We start from the raw sequence: 16,407 nt of genomic DNA on the forward strand, positions 1-16,407 counted from the left end.
ACGGAGCGGGCGGCGGACGCCCCGGACACCGGAACGGGCGCCGCGCGCCCCGCCGGCGAAGCGGGCAGCGCACGCGCCGGAGAACGAAGCGGGCGGCGGGCGTCCCGTGAGGAGGGACGCCCGCCGCCTGCGGTCACTTGGCGCCGAGCGCCTTGCTGATGTCGCCGATCACGACGTCGGCCGCGAGCGGGCCGCCGCGGGTCGACCAGACCGAACCGTCCACGGTCACGGTGTGGTTGTTCTTCACCGCGCCGAGCTCCTGGTAGGCGGGCTTGGACTGGACGTCCTTCAGCGCGGCCTTGCCGTCGTCGGTGAGGGTGGACAGGAACAGCCAGTCGCCGTCGATCTCGTTGATCTTCTCCAGGCTCAGTGCCGGGGTGTGGGCGTTGCCGTCCTTGTCCTGGGCCTGCGGGCGGGTCAGACCCATGTCGAGGGCGACGCCGCTGGCGAACTGCTTCTTCTCCATCCAGCTGGGGCCGGTCGGGTTCCAGCGGACGATGGAGACGGCCTTGCCCTTGTTCTCGCCGAGCTCGCCGCCGGCCTTGGCGGCCTTGGCGTCGTAGTCGGCGATGACCTTGTTGGCCTGGTCCAGCTTGTTGACGGCGTTGCCGATGCCGCGGAAGGAGAGCTTCCAGTCGTCGGTCGGGGCCATGGTGACGACGGTGGCCGGGGTGATCTCGCGCAGCTGCTTGAGGACCTGCTGGTCCTGCATGTCGCCGGCCAGGATGAGGTCGGGCTTGGCGGCGATGACCTTGTCCATGACGGGCTGGAGCAGGTTGCCGACCACCGGGATGCCCTGGACCTTGTCCTTCAGGTACGCCGGCGGCTCGTTGAGGCCCTGGCCGTTGGTGATGCCGGCCGGCTTGAGGCCGAGGGCGAGCACCGCGTCGAGGTCCTCCTGGGTGAGGGTGACGATGCGCTTGGGCTCGGCGGGGATCTCGACGGCGGTGCCGGTGGCGTCCTTGACGGTCCGCTTGTCGCCGGCGGCCGGGGCGGCCGGGCTGCCCGCGGCGGCGGTCGTGGCGCCGGTGGTGGCGGCGGCGGACGGGGAGCCCTTGTCGGAGGACGCCTTGTCGGAGGAGCCCGACGAGCCGCAGCCGACGAGCAGGAGCGTGGCCGCCCCGGTGGCGGCCACCGCCTGGACCGCACGACGGCGGGCGAGGTGCAGCGGGCTCTGGGGGGTCGACATGGATGCCTCCGGGCAGGGGTGTTACGTACGGGCGGTACGGACGACAGTGCGGTGTGCGGCGGTGCAGCGGTGGTGCGTCGGAACGAACCAGGACGATCCGGACGGATGCGACCCCGGCTCGGACACCCGTCCGACCGCGCTGACCATTAGGTTAGCCTTACCTTATGACATTGTCGCAAGTGGGTGCCGTCGAAGCGGCCGGTGCGGACCCCTCCGTGCCCGCACCGCCGACGGCCGACCGGTCCCGCCGCACCGCCCGGATCGCCCTCGGCGGCATCCTCGCCGCGCTGCTCGCCCTGACGGCGCTCTCGCTGTCCGTCGGCGCCGGCGAGGTCGGCCCCGGCCGCGTGCTGGACTACCTGCTCGACACCGACGGCGCCCGCGCCGACAGTCACCTCGCCCTGGTCGTCGGCGACCTGCGCCTCCCCCGCACCCTGACCTCCCTGCTGGTCGGCGCCGCGCTCGGGGTGGCCGGCGCCCAGCTCCAGGCCGTCACCCGCAATCCGCTCGCCGAGACCGGCCTGCTCGGCGTCAACGCCGGCGCCTCGCTGGGCGTCGTCCTCGGCATCGCCGTGCTCGGCGTCCAGACCTCCTACGGCTACCTCGCCTTCGCCTTCGGCGGCGCCGTCCTGGCCAGCGGACTCGTCCTGGCGATCGCCGGCAGCCGGGGCGGCGGCTCCCCGATGCGACTCGTCCTCGGCGGCTCCGCCGTCGGTGCCACCTTCGGCGGCCTCACCGGCGTACTGATCGTCAACTCCCCCGAGGCGTACGACCGCTACCGGGTCTGGGTGCTCGGCTCGCTGGCCGGTGTGGAGGGCTGGACGACACTGAGCCAGCTCGCCCCGGTGCTCGGGGTCGGCTTCGTGGTCGCCCTGCTCACCACCCGGCCGCTGTCCGCGCTCGCGCTCGGCGACGACCTGGCCCGCGGCCTCGGCCACCGCCCCGGCGCCACCCGCGCCGCCGTCGCCCTCGCCGTCACCCTGCTCACCGCCTCCGCCGTCGCCCTCGCCGGGCCGATCTCCTTCCTCGGCCTGCTCGCCGGCTTCGTGGCCCGGGCCGCCGCCGGCCCCCGGGTCGGCCGGCTCACCCTGCTCGCCGGGCTGGTCGGCGCCGCCGTGCTGACCGGGGCGGACGTGCTCGCCCGAGTGGTCGCCCGCCCCTTCGAGGCCCCCGTCTCGGTCATCGTCGCGCTGATCGGCGCGCCCGCGCTGATCGCCATCGTGCGGTCCAGGAAGACCGCCGCGCTCGGCCTGACCGACACCGCCCCCGCCGAGTCCTCCGGCCGGAGCGGCCACCCGGAGGAGAAGCCGCCCAGGCCGGACGTGGTGCTCCGGCGCGGCGCGCTGTCCGTCCTGCTCCCGCGGCGCCCGGCGCTGGCGGCGCTCGGCCTCGCCGTCGCCCTGCTCGCCGCCGTGGTGGTCTCCGCGCACGCCGGACAGAGCGAACTCGACCTCGGCTCCACCTTCCGGGCCGTCTTCGGCTACGGCGACCGCCTGGACGTCCTGCTGGTGCAGAAGTTCCGGCTCGGCCGGATCGTCGCCGGCCTGGCCGCCGGCGCCGCGCTCGGCCTGGCCGGCTGCCTCACCCAGACCCTGGCCCGCAACCGGCTCGCCACCCCCGAACTGCTCGGTGTCAACGACGGAGCCACCGCCGCCGTACTGATCTCCGTCACCGCCACCGGCGCGTTCGGCGCCTGGTGGGCCGGACCGATCGGCGCGCTGGTCGCCGTCGCCGTGGTCACCGCCGTCTCCGGCGGCCTCGGCGCCCGCGGCTACCGGGTGCTCGTGGTCGGCCTCGCCATGTCGGCGCTCGCCTCCGCGGTCATCCAGGTCGCGATGGCCCGGCGCTCGCTCAGTTCCGCCTCCTCGCTGTACGTCTGGACCTCCGGCAGCCTCAACGGCCGGGACTACGAGGTCGCCACCCCGGTGCTGATCGGCCTCGCCGTGCTGGTGCCGGTCGCGCTGGTGGTGGCCCGCCGGCTCGCGGTGCTGCGCTTCGACGACAACGTGGCCTCCTCGCTCGGCGTCGACCCCGGCCGGGTCCGGCTCGTCTGCCTGCTGCTGGCGGTGGCACTCGCCGGACTCGCCGTCGGGATCTGCGGACCGGTCGGCTTCGTCGCGCTGGCCGCACCGGTCGTCGCCGGCCGGCTGGCCGGGCCGTCCCGCGTCCCGGTGCTCGGCTCGGCCCTGGTCGGCGCGGTGCTCATCGTGCTCGCCGACACCCTCGGCCGGGTACTGATCTCCGGTGTCGAGATCCCGGTCGGCATCGTCACCACCGTGCTCGGCGGCCCGTTCCTGCTCTGGGTGTTGCTCGGCCGCAAGGGCAACCCCGCCTGATCATCGAGGAGTTCCCACCGTGCAGAATGAACATCCTGTCGTCGACGACACGTTCTGGGCCCGGGTGGCCGCCGAGGGCGCCCCGCTGGTCGACGCCGACCCCGAGGACCCGGCCTACCGGCAGGTGACCTTCGTGCTGCGCGACGAGCCGGGCGAGGAGCCGTACGACGGCGTGCTCGCGCTCGTCCACACCGTCACCGACAAGGACCGGCACGCCGGCGACCTCACCCCGCACCTGATGGAGCGCCGGGCCGGCGGCTGGTCGCGCACCTACCGGCTGCGCGCCGACCACCGGGCGTCCTACCAGCTGTACCCGGTGCGCGGGGCCGTCCCCGGCACCCGGCGGGCGGACTGGCTGAAGGTCCTGGACGACGCCCGCCCCGACCCGCTCGACCGGGGCCCGCGGCTGCCCGGCCGCGACGGGCGCCACCCCTCCTCGGTGCTCGCCCTGCCCGAGGCGCTCGCCCAGCCGTACGCCGAGCGCCGCCCGGAGGTGCCGCGCGGGCGCACCGTGCGCGCCGAGGCGGCCGGGCGGACCGTCGACGTCCACCTGCCCGCCGGGCACCGTCCGGACGGCGACCCCTACCCGGTGCTGGTCCTGCTGGACGGCGACGTGTGGGGCGGGCAGCTGTCGGTCGGCGACACCCTGGACAACCTGACCGCCGAGGGGCTGATCCCGCCGACCGTCGCGCTGCTCGTCCACACCCCGCCCCGGACCCGCCCAGAGGACCTCAGCTGCAACCCGGACTTCGTCGACCTGCTGGCCGACCGGGTGCTGCCCTGGGCCGGCGCCGAGTACCGGGTCACTGCCGACCCGGCCCGCACGGTCATCGCCGGCCAGAGCGCGGGCGGGCTGACCGCCGCCTTCGCCGCCTTCCACCGGCCGGCCCGGTTCGGAAACGCGCTCTCCCAGTCCGGCTCGTTCTGGTGGCCCGACGCGACCGAGCTCAACGACGGCAGCGAGTGGCTCACCCGTCAGTTCGCCGCCGCCGAGCGGCGCGACGCCCGCTTCTGGGTGGAGGCAGGCCTCCAGGAATGGCTGCTGCTCCCCCAGAACCGCAACCTGCGCGACGTGCTGCTCGACCGGGGCTACGACCTCGCCTACCGGGAGTTCAACGGCGGGCACGACTACGCCTGCTGGCGCGGGGGCCTGGCCGACGGCCTGGTCCACCTGCTGGGGCGGCGCGGCTGACGCCCGGGCTGCCGGGGGTGGTGGGCGCGGCCGCCGCGCCCACCACCCCCGCGCTCAGAGCTCGACCTCCGTGAGGACCCCGGTCGCGACGTCGAACACGAAGCCGCGCACGGACCGGGTGTGCGGGACGAACGGGCTGGTCCGGATCCGCGCGGCCGACTGCCGGACGTCGGTCTCCAGGTCGGCGAAGGCCTCCGCCGCCCACGGCGGCTTGACCCCGGTCTCCTTCCGGATCTCCTCGCGGAAGGCGTCGTCGCCGAAGGTGAGCATTCCGCAGTCGGTGTGGTGCACGAGGATGATCTCCTCGGTCCCGAGCAGTCGCTGGCTGATCGCCAGCGAGCGGATGGCGTCGTCCGTGGCGACGCCGCCGGCGTTGCGGATCACGTGCGAGTCGCCCTCGGCGAGACCGAGCGCGCCGTACACGTTGAGCCGGGCGTCCATGCAGGCCAGGACGGCCGTGCGGCGGGCGGGCGGGAGCGGCAGCGGACCCTCGAAGCCCGCGGCGTACTCGGAGTTGTTGCGGAGGTAGTGGTCGGTGGCGGTGTCGGTCATGGCGGACGGACGTTCCCTTCGGTGCGGTCGGACCTTCGGTGCGGTCGGATCGTGGTCGTCCGGGACACGGGGCCGCCCGCCGGTGTGCGGGGGGCGGCCGGCGCGCCCGGGACGGCGCCGCGCGGGCGCGGACCGGCCCGCCCGGAGGCGGCGGACCGTGCGCGGCGGCGGACGACGGCCGTCGGGTGCGGCGCCGCCCTGCGGAGCGGCGCGGCCCGACCGGCCGGGGATCGATCGATCGATCAGAAGGTGACCGGACAGCCGGTGGAGTGGATGCGGCCGAAGTCGATGTGACGACGGCGGACGAGCACGGTCATGCGGGCACCGTACCGCCCACCGCACCCGCCCGCCGGGCGAATCCGGCATTCTCCACCCCCTCGGGCGACGGCGCCGGCGGCACGGGACCGCCGGGGCGCCCCACCCGCCGTCAGACCTGCCGCGGGGCGGCGTCGACGGCCGGTGCGCGCAGACTCCGGGCCACCGAAGCGAGCAGCAGGCCCCCCGGGGCGATGCCCGCCACCACCGCGACGACGGCGGCCGGGGCGTCGGCCGCGGCGAGGACGACGCCCGCCGCGCCGCACACCGACATGGCGGCCGCCAGCACGTTGAGCGCGGGCCGCCGCCAGACCGCCGCCAGGCCGAAGAAGTGCAGACCGACCACCAGGGCGATCCAGCCGACGGTGGCCTTCGGTGCGTGCAGCACGGGGTTGACGACGACGAGGCCGGCCAGGCCGACGGCCACCTCGGCGGCCACCACCAGCCGGTAGTCGCGGCCGAACAGGGGTACCGCGGGAGCGGCGGAGCCACCCGCCCGGGCGGGGGCGACCGGACGACGGCGCATGACCAGGAACAGCCGGAGGAACACCAGGATCGCGAGGACCCGGAGCAGCGCGGCGGCGGCTCCGGGGAGGGCACCGGCGTTCGCCAGGACGAACGCGAGGCCGAAGGCGGCACCGATCAACGGGGCGGTCGGTTTGTTGTGCACAGCACAGAATCTCATCAATGTGGATCATGGAGCAAAACCCGGACGGGACACCGCGGGGACCAGTACCGTGTCACATGTGACGCACTCACATGTCTTCGGCGGCCGCGGATGATCCGCGCGTTCCGGCCCGACACCGACTACCCCGCGCTGGCGGAGCTCCTCTCCGCCGACGGGGCCGGGCCGCCCGTCACGGCCGCCGAACTGCGCGGCCGGGACGCGGCGCTGCCGGACCGGGACCGGCTGACCACCGACGGGCGGGGGCGACTCACCGGGCACGGCCGGGTCCGGCTGGTCCAGCCCGGGCCCACCGGGGACCTGCTCGGGTACGCCACCGCCTGGCGGGCCCCCTGGACGCCCCCCGGGGACCTCGCCTCGCGCGTCGTCAGCGCACCGGGGCGCGCGCCGGGCTGGCTGCTGCCGCTCTACGACGGGCTGGAGCGCTGGGGGCGCGAGGCCGGAGCCGGCCGGCTGCTCGGCGAACTGCCGGACGGGCAGGGCGGGCCGGCGGCCGTGGGGTGGGACTCCCCGGTCGACCTGACCGGACTGCTGCTCGGCCGCGGCTACCGGGTGGACGCCCATGTGCGGTCGGCGAGCGCCCCGTTGGGCCCGCACCTAGCCGCCCCGCAACCGCCGCCCGGCCTGCACCTGGACACCCTCGCCACCACCGGCGCCCCCGGGCCCGAGCGGCAGTTGCACCACCTCTACCGGGAGACCCTGCGCGACAACCCCGGATTCGTCGACGCCCTGCCGGAGTTCGACGACTGGCGGGGCGAGGCGCTGGGCGGTCCCGGCGGCCGCCCCGACTGGGTGTTCACGGCCGAGTGCGCCGGGCGGATCGTCGGCGCCACCGTCGTGCACGGGACGGACGACCCTCTGGCCTGCCGCGTCCACTACACGGCGGTGCTGCGGGCCTGGCGCGGGCGCGGGCTCGCCCGGGCGCTCAAACTGCACGCGGCGCGGCACCTCCGCGGACACGGTGTGCGGACGGTGCACACCGAGGTCGAGGCCGGCAACGTGCCGATGGTCGCGGTGAACACCGCCCTCGGGTACCGGTGGGGCGGCGGGCGGCGACGGCTGGTCAAGGAGCTCTGAGGCCCGCCCGTCCCCGGCCGCGAACGCCGCAGGACGGCACCCCGGGCGGGGTGCCGTCCTGCGGCGGTGCCGGGCCGGGCGCTCAGTCCATCGGCGGCGGTCCCGGGGCCTCCTTCGGCAGCCGGGCCGCGACCAGGGCGCCGAGGGCGACCGCCCCGGCCGTGGCCACCAGCGCGACCCGGTACGGCCCGGGTTCCGCGCCGTGCGTGCCGTCCTCGGCCAGCGCGCCGATCAGGGCCGCCGCGCCGGCGATGCCGAACGCGCCGCCGAGCGTGCGGACGATGGTGAACAGGCCCATCGCCCGGCCCATCGCGGGTCCGGGCACGTCCGCGAAGCCCGCGATCTGGACCGTCAGCACGGCGGTGCCCAGGATCAGGCCGACGCCGAACATCAGCGCCCGGACGGCCCAGGCGTTCCCGCCGACGCCCGGCAGGGCGAGGGCGGCCAGCACCAGGGCCGCGAGCAGCAGGGCCGGCAGCGCGAGCCGGCGCGGGCCGAGCCTCGGCAGCAGCCGGTCGACCACCTGGGAGGCGGCCATCAGGCCGATCGCCTCCGGGAACACGCTCAGGCCCGCGTCCAGCGCCGAGGCGCCCAGCGCCGCCTGGTAGAGCAGCGGGAAGGCGAACAGCGCGCCCATCAGCCCGGCGGCGGTCAGCAGGGCCAGCCAACTGGCCGCGCCGAAGGTGCGGTCGGCGAGCAGCCGCAGGTCCACCAGCGGCTCCTCGGCCCGCAGCTGGTGCCGGACGGCGAGGCCGAGCAGCACCACGCCGAGGACCCCGGACAGGCCCACCGCCGGGGAGGTCCAGCCGTGCGCCGGGCCGAAGCCGAGCGCGTAGGTGAGCAGGCCCAGGCCCGGGGTGGCGAGCAGGAAGCCGGTGGTGTCGAAGCGCCCGGCCGGCGGCTCCTCCTGGTCGCGCAGGGCGAACACGCCGGTCAGGACGGCCGCGACGCCGATCGGCACATTGACCAGGAACAGCCAGTGCCAGGAGAGGTGCTCGGTCAGGAAGCCGCCGAGCGGCGGGCCGAGCGCGGGCATCAGGGCCGTCGGCACGATCAGCACCTTGCCGAGGCCGGCCCGCTCGTGCGGCTCGAAGGCCCGGAACAGCAGCGTCATGCCGACCGGGGTGAGCAGGCCGCCGGCGACGCCCTGGGCCGCCCGGGCGGCGGTGAGCGCGCCGAGGCCGGGGGCGGCCGCGCACAGGGCGCTGGCCAGGGTGAACACCGCGAGCGAGCCGAGGAAGACCCGCCGGACCCCGAACCGGTCGCCGAGCCAGCCGGCCGCCGGGAGTCCGACGGCGAGGCCGACCAGGAAGGCGGTCTCCACCGCGTTGGCGGCGGAGACCGGGCGGCCGAAGTCACCGGCGATGGTGAACAGGGCCGGGTTGACGATCGTCGAGTCCAGGCCGTTCATGCACATCGCGGCCGTGTAGACGAGCACCACGGCGAGCCGCCCCGCGAACAGGGGGCGGGCCGGGGCGCCGTCCCCGGCCCCGGCGGGGGTGCCGGGGCCGGGGACGGGCTTGGCGTCCGTGTCGGTCATCGGGCCGGACTCAGCTCGGTCCAGTGGGCGGTGATCCAGTCCAGCGCGGCGGCGCGCTCGCACGGCCCGTGGGCGACGGTCCAGCCGGCCGGGACGGCGGCGAAGTCCGGCCAGAGCGAGTGCTGGCCCTGGTCGTTGACGAGCGCGAGGAACTCGCCGTCGCCGTCGAAGGGGTTGGCGGGGGCGTCACTCATGGGGTGGGTTCTCCTGTCGGTTCGGACGGGGGCGGGGTTCAGCGGCCGGAGTCGAGGGCGGTGAGGTGCTCGGCGACGACGCCCGCGATGTGCGCGATCGGCTCCGGCAGCGTCATGTCCTTGTGCGAGCAGGCGACATCGGTGTTGTCGATCCGGCCGGCCACGTAGGGCGTCCACAGCTCGGGCACCAGGGTGTCGTCGATGGTGTCGACGATCGCGCGGAAGAACAGCACGTCGCCCGTGAGGCGGCGGTGGTCGTACTCGCGCACCAGGTGGTTGATGTGCAGGTAGATCCGGTTCAGCGCCTCGACGGTGGCGTCGTCGAGACCGGCCAGCGGACTGCCCTCGCGGCGCAGCACCTCGGTGACGTGGGCGAGTTCCAGCGGGCGGCCGTCGAGGTCCTCGGGGCCGAAGCCGCCCATGGTGAGCAGCGCCTCCAGGGCCTCGGCCTGGTCCGGCACCGGCAGGTCGCGGAAGCCCTCGGCCGGGTAGGCGTCGAGCACGGCCAGCAGTTCGACGACGTGGCCGAGCTCCTCCAGCCGGGCGGCCATGGCGTGGGCGATGATGCCGCCGGTGGACCAGCCGAGCAGCCGGTAGGGGCCGTCCGGCTGGACCTCGCGGAGCCGGTCGACGTAGTGCGCGGCCAGCTCCTCCATGGTGGCGGGCAGCGGCTCGTCGGCGGTGGCGGCGCCGACGCCCTGCGCCTGGAGGCCGTAGATCGGCACGTCCGCCGGGAGGTTGCGGATCAGTCCGGTGTAGCACCAGCTGAGGCCGCCGGCCGGGTGGACGGCGAACAGCGGGTTGCGGCGGCCGGGGGCGACGGGCCGCAGCGGCAGCAGGACGTCGAGCGCGTCGGCGCCGGGGGTGTCGGCGGACAGCGCGGTGTCGAGGGCGGCGACGGTCGGCGCCTGGAACAGGGTGCCGATGCCGACCTCCAGGCCGAGCACGGCCCGGATCCGCCCGGCGAGCCGGACCACCAGCAGGGAGTGGCCGCCGAGGGCGAAGAAGTCGTCCTCGACGCCGACCGCCGGCACGCCCAGGACCTCGGCGAACAGTTCGCAGAGCTGCTGCTCGCGCGGGTTGCGCGGCGGGCGGCCGCCACCGGCGGCGGGGGCGTCGGGGGCGGGCAGGGCGCGCCGGTCGAGCTTGCCGTTGGCGGTGAGCGGAAGCCGCTCGAGCAGCACGACGGCGGACGGCACCATGTGCACGGGCAGGTCGGCGGCGGCGCGGGTGCGCAGTTCGTCGCCGGTGGTGCCGTCGGCGCCGGGCGCGAGCACGGCGTAGCCGACCAGTCGCTTGTCGCCGGGCACGTCCTCGCGGACGACCACGGCGGCGTCGGCGACCGCCGGGTGGGCGGCCAGCACGGCCTCGATCTCGCCGAGTTCGATCCGGAAGCCGCGGATCTTGACCTGCTGGTCGGCCCGGCCGAAGTACTCCAGGCTTCCTCCCCCAGCCTCCGGCCGGGGGTGCCCCCATGCCCGGCGGCGGGCGAGGTCGCCGGAGCGGTACATCCGGGTGCCGCGCTCACCGAAGAGTTCGGCGTACGGGTCGGCGACGAAGCGCTCGGAGCTGAGGGCGGGGCGGCCGAGGTAGCCCCGGGCCAGGCCGGCGCCGGCCACGTACATCTCGCCGGTGACGCCGGGCGGGACCGGCTGAAGGTACTGGTCGAGGACGTAGATCCGCAGGTCGGGGATGTTGACGCCGATGGTGCTGCTGCTGCTCGCGGCGGCGCTCGCCCGGTCCAGGGCGACGTAGGAGACGTGCACGGTGGTCTCGGTGATGCCGTACATGTTGACCAGGGTGGGCGCGTCGTCGGCGTGCCGCTCGTACCAGTCGTCGAGGCGGCCGAGTTCGAGCGCCTCCCCGCCGAAGACCACGTAGCGCAGGGCGAGTTCGGTGCCGGGCCGTTCCCGGTCGGCGGCGCTGAGCTGGTAGAAGGCGGACGGCGTCTGGTTGAGGACGGTCACCCGCTCGCGGGCGAGCAGGTCGAGGAAGGCCGCCGGGTCGCGGCTGACCAGGTGCGGGACGACGACGAGCCGCCCGCCGTGGAGCAGGGCGCCCCAGAGTTCCCAGACCGAGAAGTCGAAGGCGTAGGAGTGGAAGAGCGTCCACACGTCCTCGGCGCCGAAGCCGAACCAGTGGTCGGTGGCGGAGAACAGCCGGACCACGTTGTGGTGGGTGACCGGTACGCCCTTGGGGCGGCCGGTGGAGCCGGAGGTGTAGATGACGTACGCGGTGTCCTCGGCGGTCAGCGGCCGAGTGCGCTCGTGCTGGGCCAGCGGGACGGCCGGGTGGGCGTCCGCCTCGCCGCCGTCGACCAGGAGCTGCGGCACCCGGTGCTCGGGCATCCGGGGCGCGGTGGCGGTGTCGGTGAGCAGCGCGGCGGGGGCGGCGTCGGCCAGCATGTAGGCGAGCCGGTCGGCCGGGTACTCGGGGTCGAGCGGCAGGTAGGCGGCGCCGGACTTGGCGACCGCGAGCAGGCCGGTGACCAGGTCGAGCGAGCGCGGCAGGGCGAGGGCGACGATGGTGCCGGGGCCGATGCCGCGGGCGGCCAGCAGGCGGGCCAGCCGGTCGGCGCGCGCGCCGAGTTCGGCGTAGTCGAGCGTCTCGCCGTCGCAGCTGACGGCGACGGCCCCGGGGTGGGCGAGCGCGGCGGCCTCGAACAGCTCGGGCAGGGTGGCGCCGGGCACCGACCGGACGGGGGTGCCGTTCCAGTCGACCAGGGCGCGGCGCTGCTCCTCCGCGCCCATCAGCGGGAGCCGTCCGACGGTGGTGTCCGGCGCGGTGGCGGCGGCGGTGAGCAGCCGGGCCAGGCGCTCGGCGAGGGCCCGCACGGTGGCCTCGTCGAAGAGGTCGGTGCGGTACTCCAGGAAGCCGGCTATGCCGCCCTCGCGCAGTTCGCCCGCGTTGAGGGTGAGGTCGAACTTGGCGGTGCCGGAGGGGATCGCGGCGACGGTGGCGGTGAGGCCGCCGCCGAGCGCGAAGGCCCGGTCGGGCACGGACTGCCAGGCCAGCATGACCTGGAACAGCGGGTGCCGGGCGAGCGAGCGGCGCGGGTTGAGCTCCTCGACCAGGCGGTCGAAGGGCAGGTCGGCGTGGTCGTGGGCGCCGAGGACGGCGGTGCGGACGCGGCCGAGCAGTTCGCGGAAGGTCGGGTCGCCGGACGTGTCGGTGCGCAGGACCACGGAGTTGACGAAGTAGCCGACCAGGGCGGCGGTCTCGTCGGAGTCGCGGCCGGCGACGGGGGTGCCGACGGGGATGTCGGTGCCGCAGCCGTGCCGGGTGAGCAGGGCGGCCAGACCGGCCTGGACGGCGGTGAAGACGCTGGTGCCGGTGGTGCGGGCGAGCGCGGCCAGCGCGGCGTGGGCGTCGGCGTCGAGGCGGAACGGCACGGTGGCGCCCCGGTGGGCGGCGACGGCGGGCCGGGGGCGGTCGGTGGGCAGGTCGAGCTGGTCGGGCAGGCCGGCCAGGGTCTTGCGCCAGTGGTCGAGCTGGCGGACGGCGAGGGCGCTCGGTGCCTCGCCGGTGCCGAGGAGCTTCGCCTGCCAGTCCACGTGGTCGGCGAACTGCACCGTCAGGGGCGGCAGTTCGGGGGACGTTCCGGCGAGGCGGGCGGTGTGGGCGGCGGCCAGGTCGCGGGCCAGCGGGGTGGTGGAGGCGCCGTCGCCGGCGATGTGGTGGAGCAGCAGCAGGAGGGTGTGGGTGCCGTCCTCGTGGGCGAACAGGCTGGCCCGCAGCGGCGGTTCGGCGCCGAGGTCGAACGCGTACCGGACGGCCTCGGTGATCTCCCCGGTGCCGGTGTGGAGTTCGACCGGGGCGGGCGGCAGGATCCGCTGGTAGGGCTCGCCGTCGGCGGACTCGCCGTAGACGGTGCGCAGGCTCTCGTGCCGGGCGACGAGGTCGCCGACGGCGAGCGCGAGGGCGTCGCGGTCCAGCGGGCCGGTGAGGGTGAGGGCGAGCGGGATGTTGTAGGTGGGGCTGGGGCCCTCGAGCCGGTAGTGGAACCAGAGACCGCGCTGGGCCGGGGAGAGCGGCAGCCGCTCGGTGCGCTCGACCGGCACCAGGGCGGGGCGGGGTTCGGGGGCGGAGCGCTCGCGCAGCAGGGCGGCGAGGGCGGCCGGGGTGGGGTGGCGGAAGACGTCGGCGAAGCCGACGGCCACGCCGAGGGCCTCGCGCAGCCGGGCGGCGAGGCGGCCGGCGAGCAGCGAGTGGCCGCCGAGGTCGAAGAAGCCGGCGTCGCGGGAGAGCGGTCCGGCCTGGTCGAGGAGGTCGGCGAAGAGCCCGCAGATGATCTCCTCCTGCGGGGTGGCGGGCGCGGCGCCGGCCTCCGTCGCGTCGGACTCCGGCTCGGGCAGGGCGCGGTGGTCGAGCTTGTCGTTGCCGGTGCGCGGGAGGTCGTCGAGCACGAGCACGGCGGCGGGCACCATGTGCTCGGGCAGCCGGGCGGCGAGGCCGGAGCGCAGCGCGGCCGGGTCGAGCACGGCTCCGGCGGCGGGCACGGCGTAGCCGAGCAGCCGCTTGCCGCTGGGGCCGGGGCGGGCGATCACCACGGCCCGGTCGACGCCGGGGAGTTCGCCGAGCACGGCGGCGATCTCGCCGGGCTCGATCCGGAAGCCGCGGATCTTCACCTGGTCGTCGGCGCGGCCGAGGAACTCCAGCGTCCCGTCGACGCGGCGGCGGGCGAGGTCGCCGGTGCGGTACATCCGCGAGCCGGGCGGGCCGAAGGGGTCGGCGAGGAAGCGCTCGGCGGTGAGGTCGGGGCGGCCGAGGTAGCCGAGGGCGAGGCAGGCGCCGGCCACGTAGAGCTCACCGGCGGCGCCGTCGGGGGCGGGGCGCAGCGAGCCGTCGAGCACGTAGGCGCGCGAGCCGCGGACGACCCGGCCGACCGGGGCGCCGTCCGGACCGGGGGTCCAGGTGTAGGCGTCGACGGTGGTCTCGGTGGGGCCGTAGAGGTTGACGGGGCTCAGGCCGTCGACGGCGGTGAGGCGGCGCCAGAGCGGCTCGGGGGTGGCCTCGCCGCCGACCGCGACCACGGCGGGGCGGTGGGCGTCCTCGGCGAGCAGGCCCTCGGCGATCAGCACGTCCAGGTAGGAGGGGGTGACGTCGAGGTAGTCGATCCGCTCGTCGCGGACGTGGCCGACGAGGGCGGCCGGGTCGCGGTAGGTCTCGTCGTCGAGCAGGTGGAGCTCGTGGCCGTGGAGCATCCACAGCACCGGGTCCCAGGAGGCGTCGAAGGCGAACGAGGCACTGTGGGCGATGCGCAGCCGCTCGCGGCCGGTGCGGGCCAGGGCGGGGACGATGTGGTCCTCGTGGTGGCCGGCGGCGAGGTTCGCGAGCGAGGCGTGGGTGACCACGACGCCCTTGGGGCGGCCGGTGGAGCCGGAGGTGTGCAGCAGGTAGGCGGTGTGCGCCGGGTCGGGGGCGGGCAGCGGTCCGGCGGGCAGGGCGGCGAGCGCGGCGCGGACGGCGGGGTCGTCGAGGGCGACGGCGGGGCGGTCGGCGGCGCCGGGCAGGGCGGCGAGGGCCTCGGCGGTGCCGACGGCGCACACCGGACGGGTGTCGTCGAGGATGTCGGCGGTCCGCTGCCGGGGGTGGGTGAGGTCCAGGGAGAGGCAGGCGCCGCCGGCCTTGAGCACGGCGAACATCGCGACCAGGGTGTCGGCGCCGCGCGGCATGGCGAGGGCGACGGGGGTGTCGGCGCGGACGCCGAGGGCGGTGAGGCGGTGCGCGAGGCGGCTGCTCGCGGCGTCCAGCTCGGCGAAGGTGAGGGTGGTGGCGCCGCTGCGCAGGGCGACCGCGTCCGGGGTGCGGACGGCCAGGTCGGCGAGCAGTGCGGGCACGGTGCGGGTGGCGGGCGGCTCGGTGCGGCCGGCGGTGGCGCGGTCCAGCGCCTCCCGGTCGAGCAGGTCGATCCGGGCGATCGGGGTGTGCGGGGCGTCGAGCAGCAGCGTGGCGAGGCCGTCGAGGTAGCGCAGCAGACCGTCGCGGTGCGCGGCGAGGGCGTCGGCGCCGTACTGGTCGGGGTGGGCCTCCAGGCCGATCCGCAGGGCGCCGTCGGGGCCGGGCGAGACGGCGAGGGCGAGGTCGTCGACGGGGCCGGCGGCGAGGTTGCGCACGGTGCCGGGCAGGCCGGCGAGGTCGAGGTCGCGCTCGAAGGCCTTGATGTTGACCATCGGTCCGAACAGGGCGCGGCGGGTGCCGGTCAGTCCGAGGTCGCGGCGCAGGTCCTCCAGCGGGTAGCGCTGGTGGCGGCGGACGTCGCGGACCTCCAGGACGACCCGGCGCAGCAGTTCGGCGGCGGTGTCGCGGGGGCGGACGGCCAGGCGCAGCGGCAGCACGTTGGCGGTGGCGACGGGGGTGCGCAGGGCGGCGGGGCCGCGGCGGTTGGCGAGCGGCAGGCCGAGCACGACGTCCTCGGTGCCGGCGAGCCGGTGCAGGTAGCCGGCGGTGGCGGCGATGACGAGTTCGGCCCAGGTGGCGCGGGCGGCCTTGGCGGCGGCCTCCAGCCGGGGCAGGGTGCCGGCGGGGAGGGCGGCGGTCAGTCGGGGCAGTCCGGCGGGGCCGGCGGGGGTGCCGCCGGGGAGGGTGGCGGGGGCGTCGGCGCCGTCCAGGCGGTCGCGCCAGAAGGCGCGGTCGGCGGCGTGCTCGGCGCCGGCGCGGTAGGCGGCCTCCTCGGCGGCGACCTCGGCGGGGGTGGCGAAGGTGCGGTCGCTGGGACGGGTGCCGGCCGCGAGCGCGGTGTAGAGCTCGGCGACCCGGCCGGTGAGGAGGGTGAGCGCGTAGGCGTCGACGGCGAGGTGGTGGACGCGCTGGTACCACCAGTGGCGGTCCTCGGCGAGGCGGACCAGGGCCTGGGTGAAGAGCGGGCCCTCGGCGAGGTCGACGGGGCGGGCCAGGTCGGCGCGCATCCAGGCCTCGGCGGCGGCCTCCGGGTCGGCCTCGGCGCTCAGGTCGAGGTGGTGCAGGGTCCAGGGGCGGCCGGGGAGGAGGCGCTGACGGGGCGCCGGGTCGGTGTCGGCCCCGGTGCCCTCCGGATCGGCGGGGTCCTGGGCGACGACGACGGCGGAGAGCGCGTCGGCCTCGTCGACGGTGCGGCGCAGGGCGGACTCGAACAGCCCGGCGTCGAGCGGGCCGGTGATCTCCACGGCGTCGCCGGTGTTGTAGACCGGGCTGTCGGGGTCGAGCGCCTGGGCGTACCAGATCGCCGCCTGGGTGGCGAGCAGCGGTACGTCGGCTGCGGCGGGGACGGCGACGGGGTCGGACGCGGCCTGGTGGCGACGCATGGTTCTGAAAGCTCCTCGGGTCCGGCGAACGGCACGCCAATTGC

General features: G+C 76.2%; 9 protein-coding genes. 3 read left to right on the top strand and 6 right to left on the bottom strand.

The features are described 5' to 3' along the window. Positions 1 to 133: 133 nt before the first annotated feature. Entirely contained in the window at positions 134 to 1,189 is a 1,056-nt protein-coding gene (locus BLU95_RS10250) for an ABC transporter substrate-binding protein (RefSeq protein ID WP_093859734.1), read from the bottom strand. Positions 1,190 to 1,353: 164 nt separating this feature from the next. On the opposite strand from BLU95_RS10250, the gene fhuB reads away from it, so the two are divergent. Next, positions 1,354 to 3,525: a Fe(3+)-hydroxamate ABC transporter permease FhuB gene (fhuB, locus tag BLU95_RS10255; protein ID WP_093859735.1), complete on the top strand. Its 2,172-nt coding sequence runs from the start codon at positions 1,354 to 1,356 to the stop codon at positions 3,523 to 3,525. Positions 3,526 to 3,544: 19 nt separating this feature from the next. After that, the gene (gene fes / locus BLU95_RS10260; protein WP_231978507.1) at positions 3,545 to 4,717 is read left to right on the top strand and encodes an enterochelin esterase; all 1,173 of its coding nucleotides are present in this window, start codon (positions 3,545 to 3,547) and stop codon (positions 4,715 to 4,717) included. A gap of 54 nt (positions 4,718 to 4,771) precedes the next feature. Here fes and BLU95_RS10265 read toward each other — a convergent pair whose 3' ends face one another. Further along, positions 4,772 to 5,269: a beta-class carbonic anhydrase gene (locus BLU95_RS10265; protein ID WP_093859737.1), complete on the bottom strand. Its 498-nt coding sequence runs from the start codon at positions 5,267 to 5,269 to the stop codon at positions 4,772 to 4,774. A gap of 427 nt (positions 5,270 to 5,696) precedes the next feature. Then, a complete protein-coding gene (locus BLU95_RS10270) occupies positions 5,697 to 6,254 on the bottom strand; it encodes a hypothetical protein (protein WP_231978508.1) in 558 nt (185 codons plus the stop codon). 108 nt (positions 6,255 to 6,362) lie between these two features. On the opposite strand from BLU95_RS10270, the gene BLU95_RS10275 reads away from it, so the two are divergent. Beyond that, positions 6,363 to 7,346 (top strand): GNAT family N-acetyltransferase, encoded by a 984-nt coding sequence (locus BLU95_RS10275; RefSeq protein ID WP_093859739.1) that lies wholly within the window; start codon positions 6,363 to 6,365, stop codon positions 7,344 to 7,346. An 82-nt stretch (positions 7,347 to 7,428) separates the two neighbouring features. On the opposite strand, the gene BLU95_RS10280 is transcribed toward BLU95_RS10275, so the two are convergent. The 3 genes from BLU95_RS10280 to BLU95_RS10290 are packed head-to-tail and all read right to left on the bottom strand — an operon-like array spanning position 7,429 to position 16,363. Beyond that, entirely contained in the window at positions 7,429 to 8,886 is a 1,458-nt protein-coding gene (locus BLU95_RS10280; protein WP_093859740.1) for a DHA2 family efflux MFS transporter permease subunit, read from the bottom strand. Continuing rightward, positions 8,883 to 9,080: an MbtH family protein gene (locus BLU95_RS10285; protein ID WP_030391819.1), complete on the bottom strand. Its 198-nt coding sequence runs from the start codon at positions 9,078 to 9,080 to the stop codon at positions 8,883 to 8,885. Before BLU95_RS10285 ends, BLU95_RS10280 begins: the two co-directional genes overlap by 4 nt. A 38-nt stretch (positions 9,081 to 9,118) precedes the next feature. After that, complete coding sequence (locus tag BLU95_RS10290) at positions 9,119 to 16,363, bottom strand: non-ribosomal peptide synthetase (RefSeq protein ID WP_093859741.1); 7,245 nt, start codon at positions 16,361 to 16,363, stop codon at positions 9,119 to 9,121. Between the last annotated feature and the right edge of the window lie 44 nt (positions 16,364 to 16,407).

The sequence above is a fragment of the Streptomyces sp. TLI_053 genome, assembly GCF_900105395.1.
Taxonomy (GTDB): domain Bacteria; phylum Actinomycetota; class Actinomycetes; order Streptomycetales; family Streptomycetaceae; genus Kitasatospora.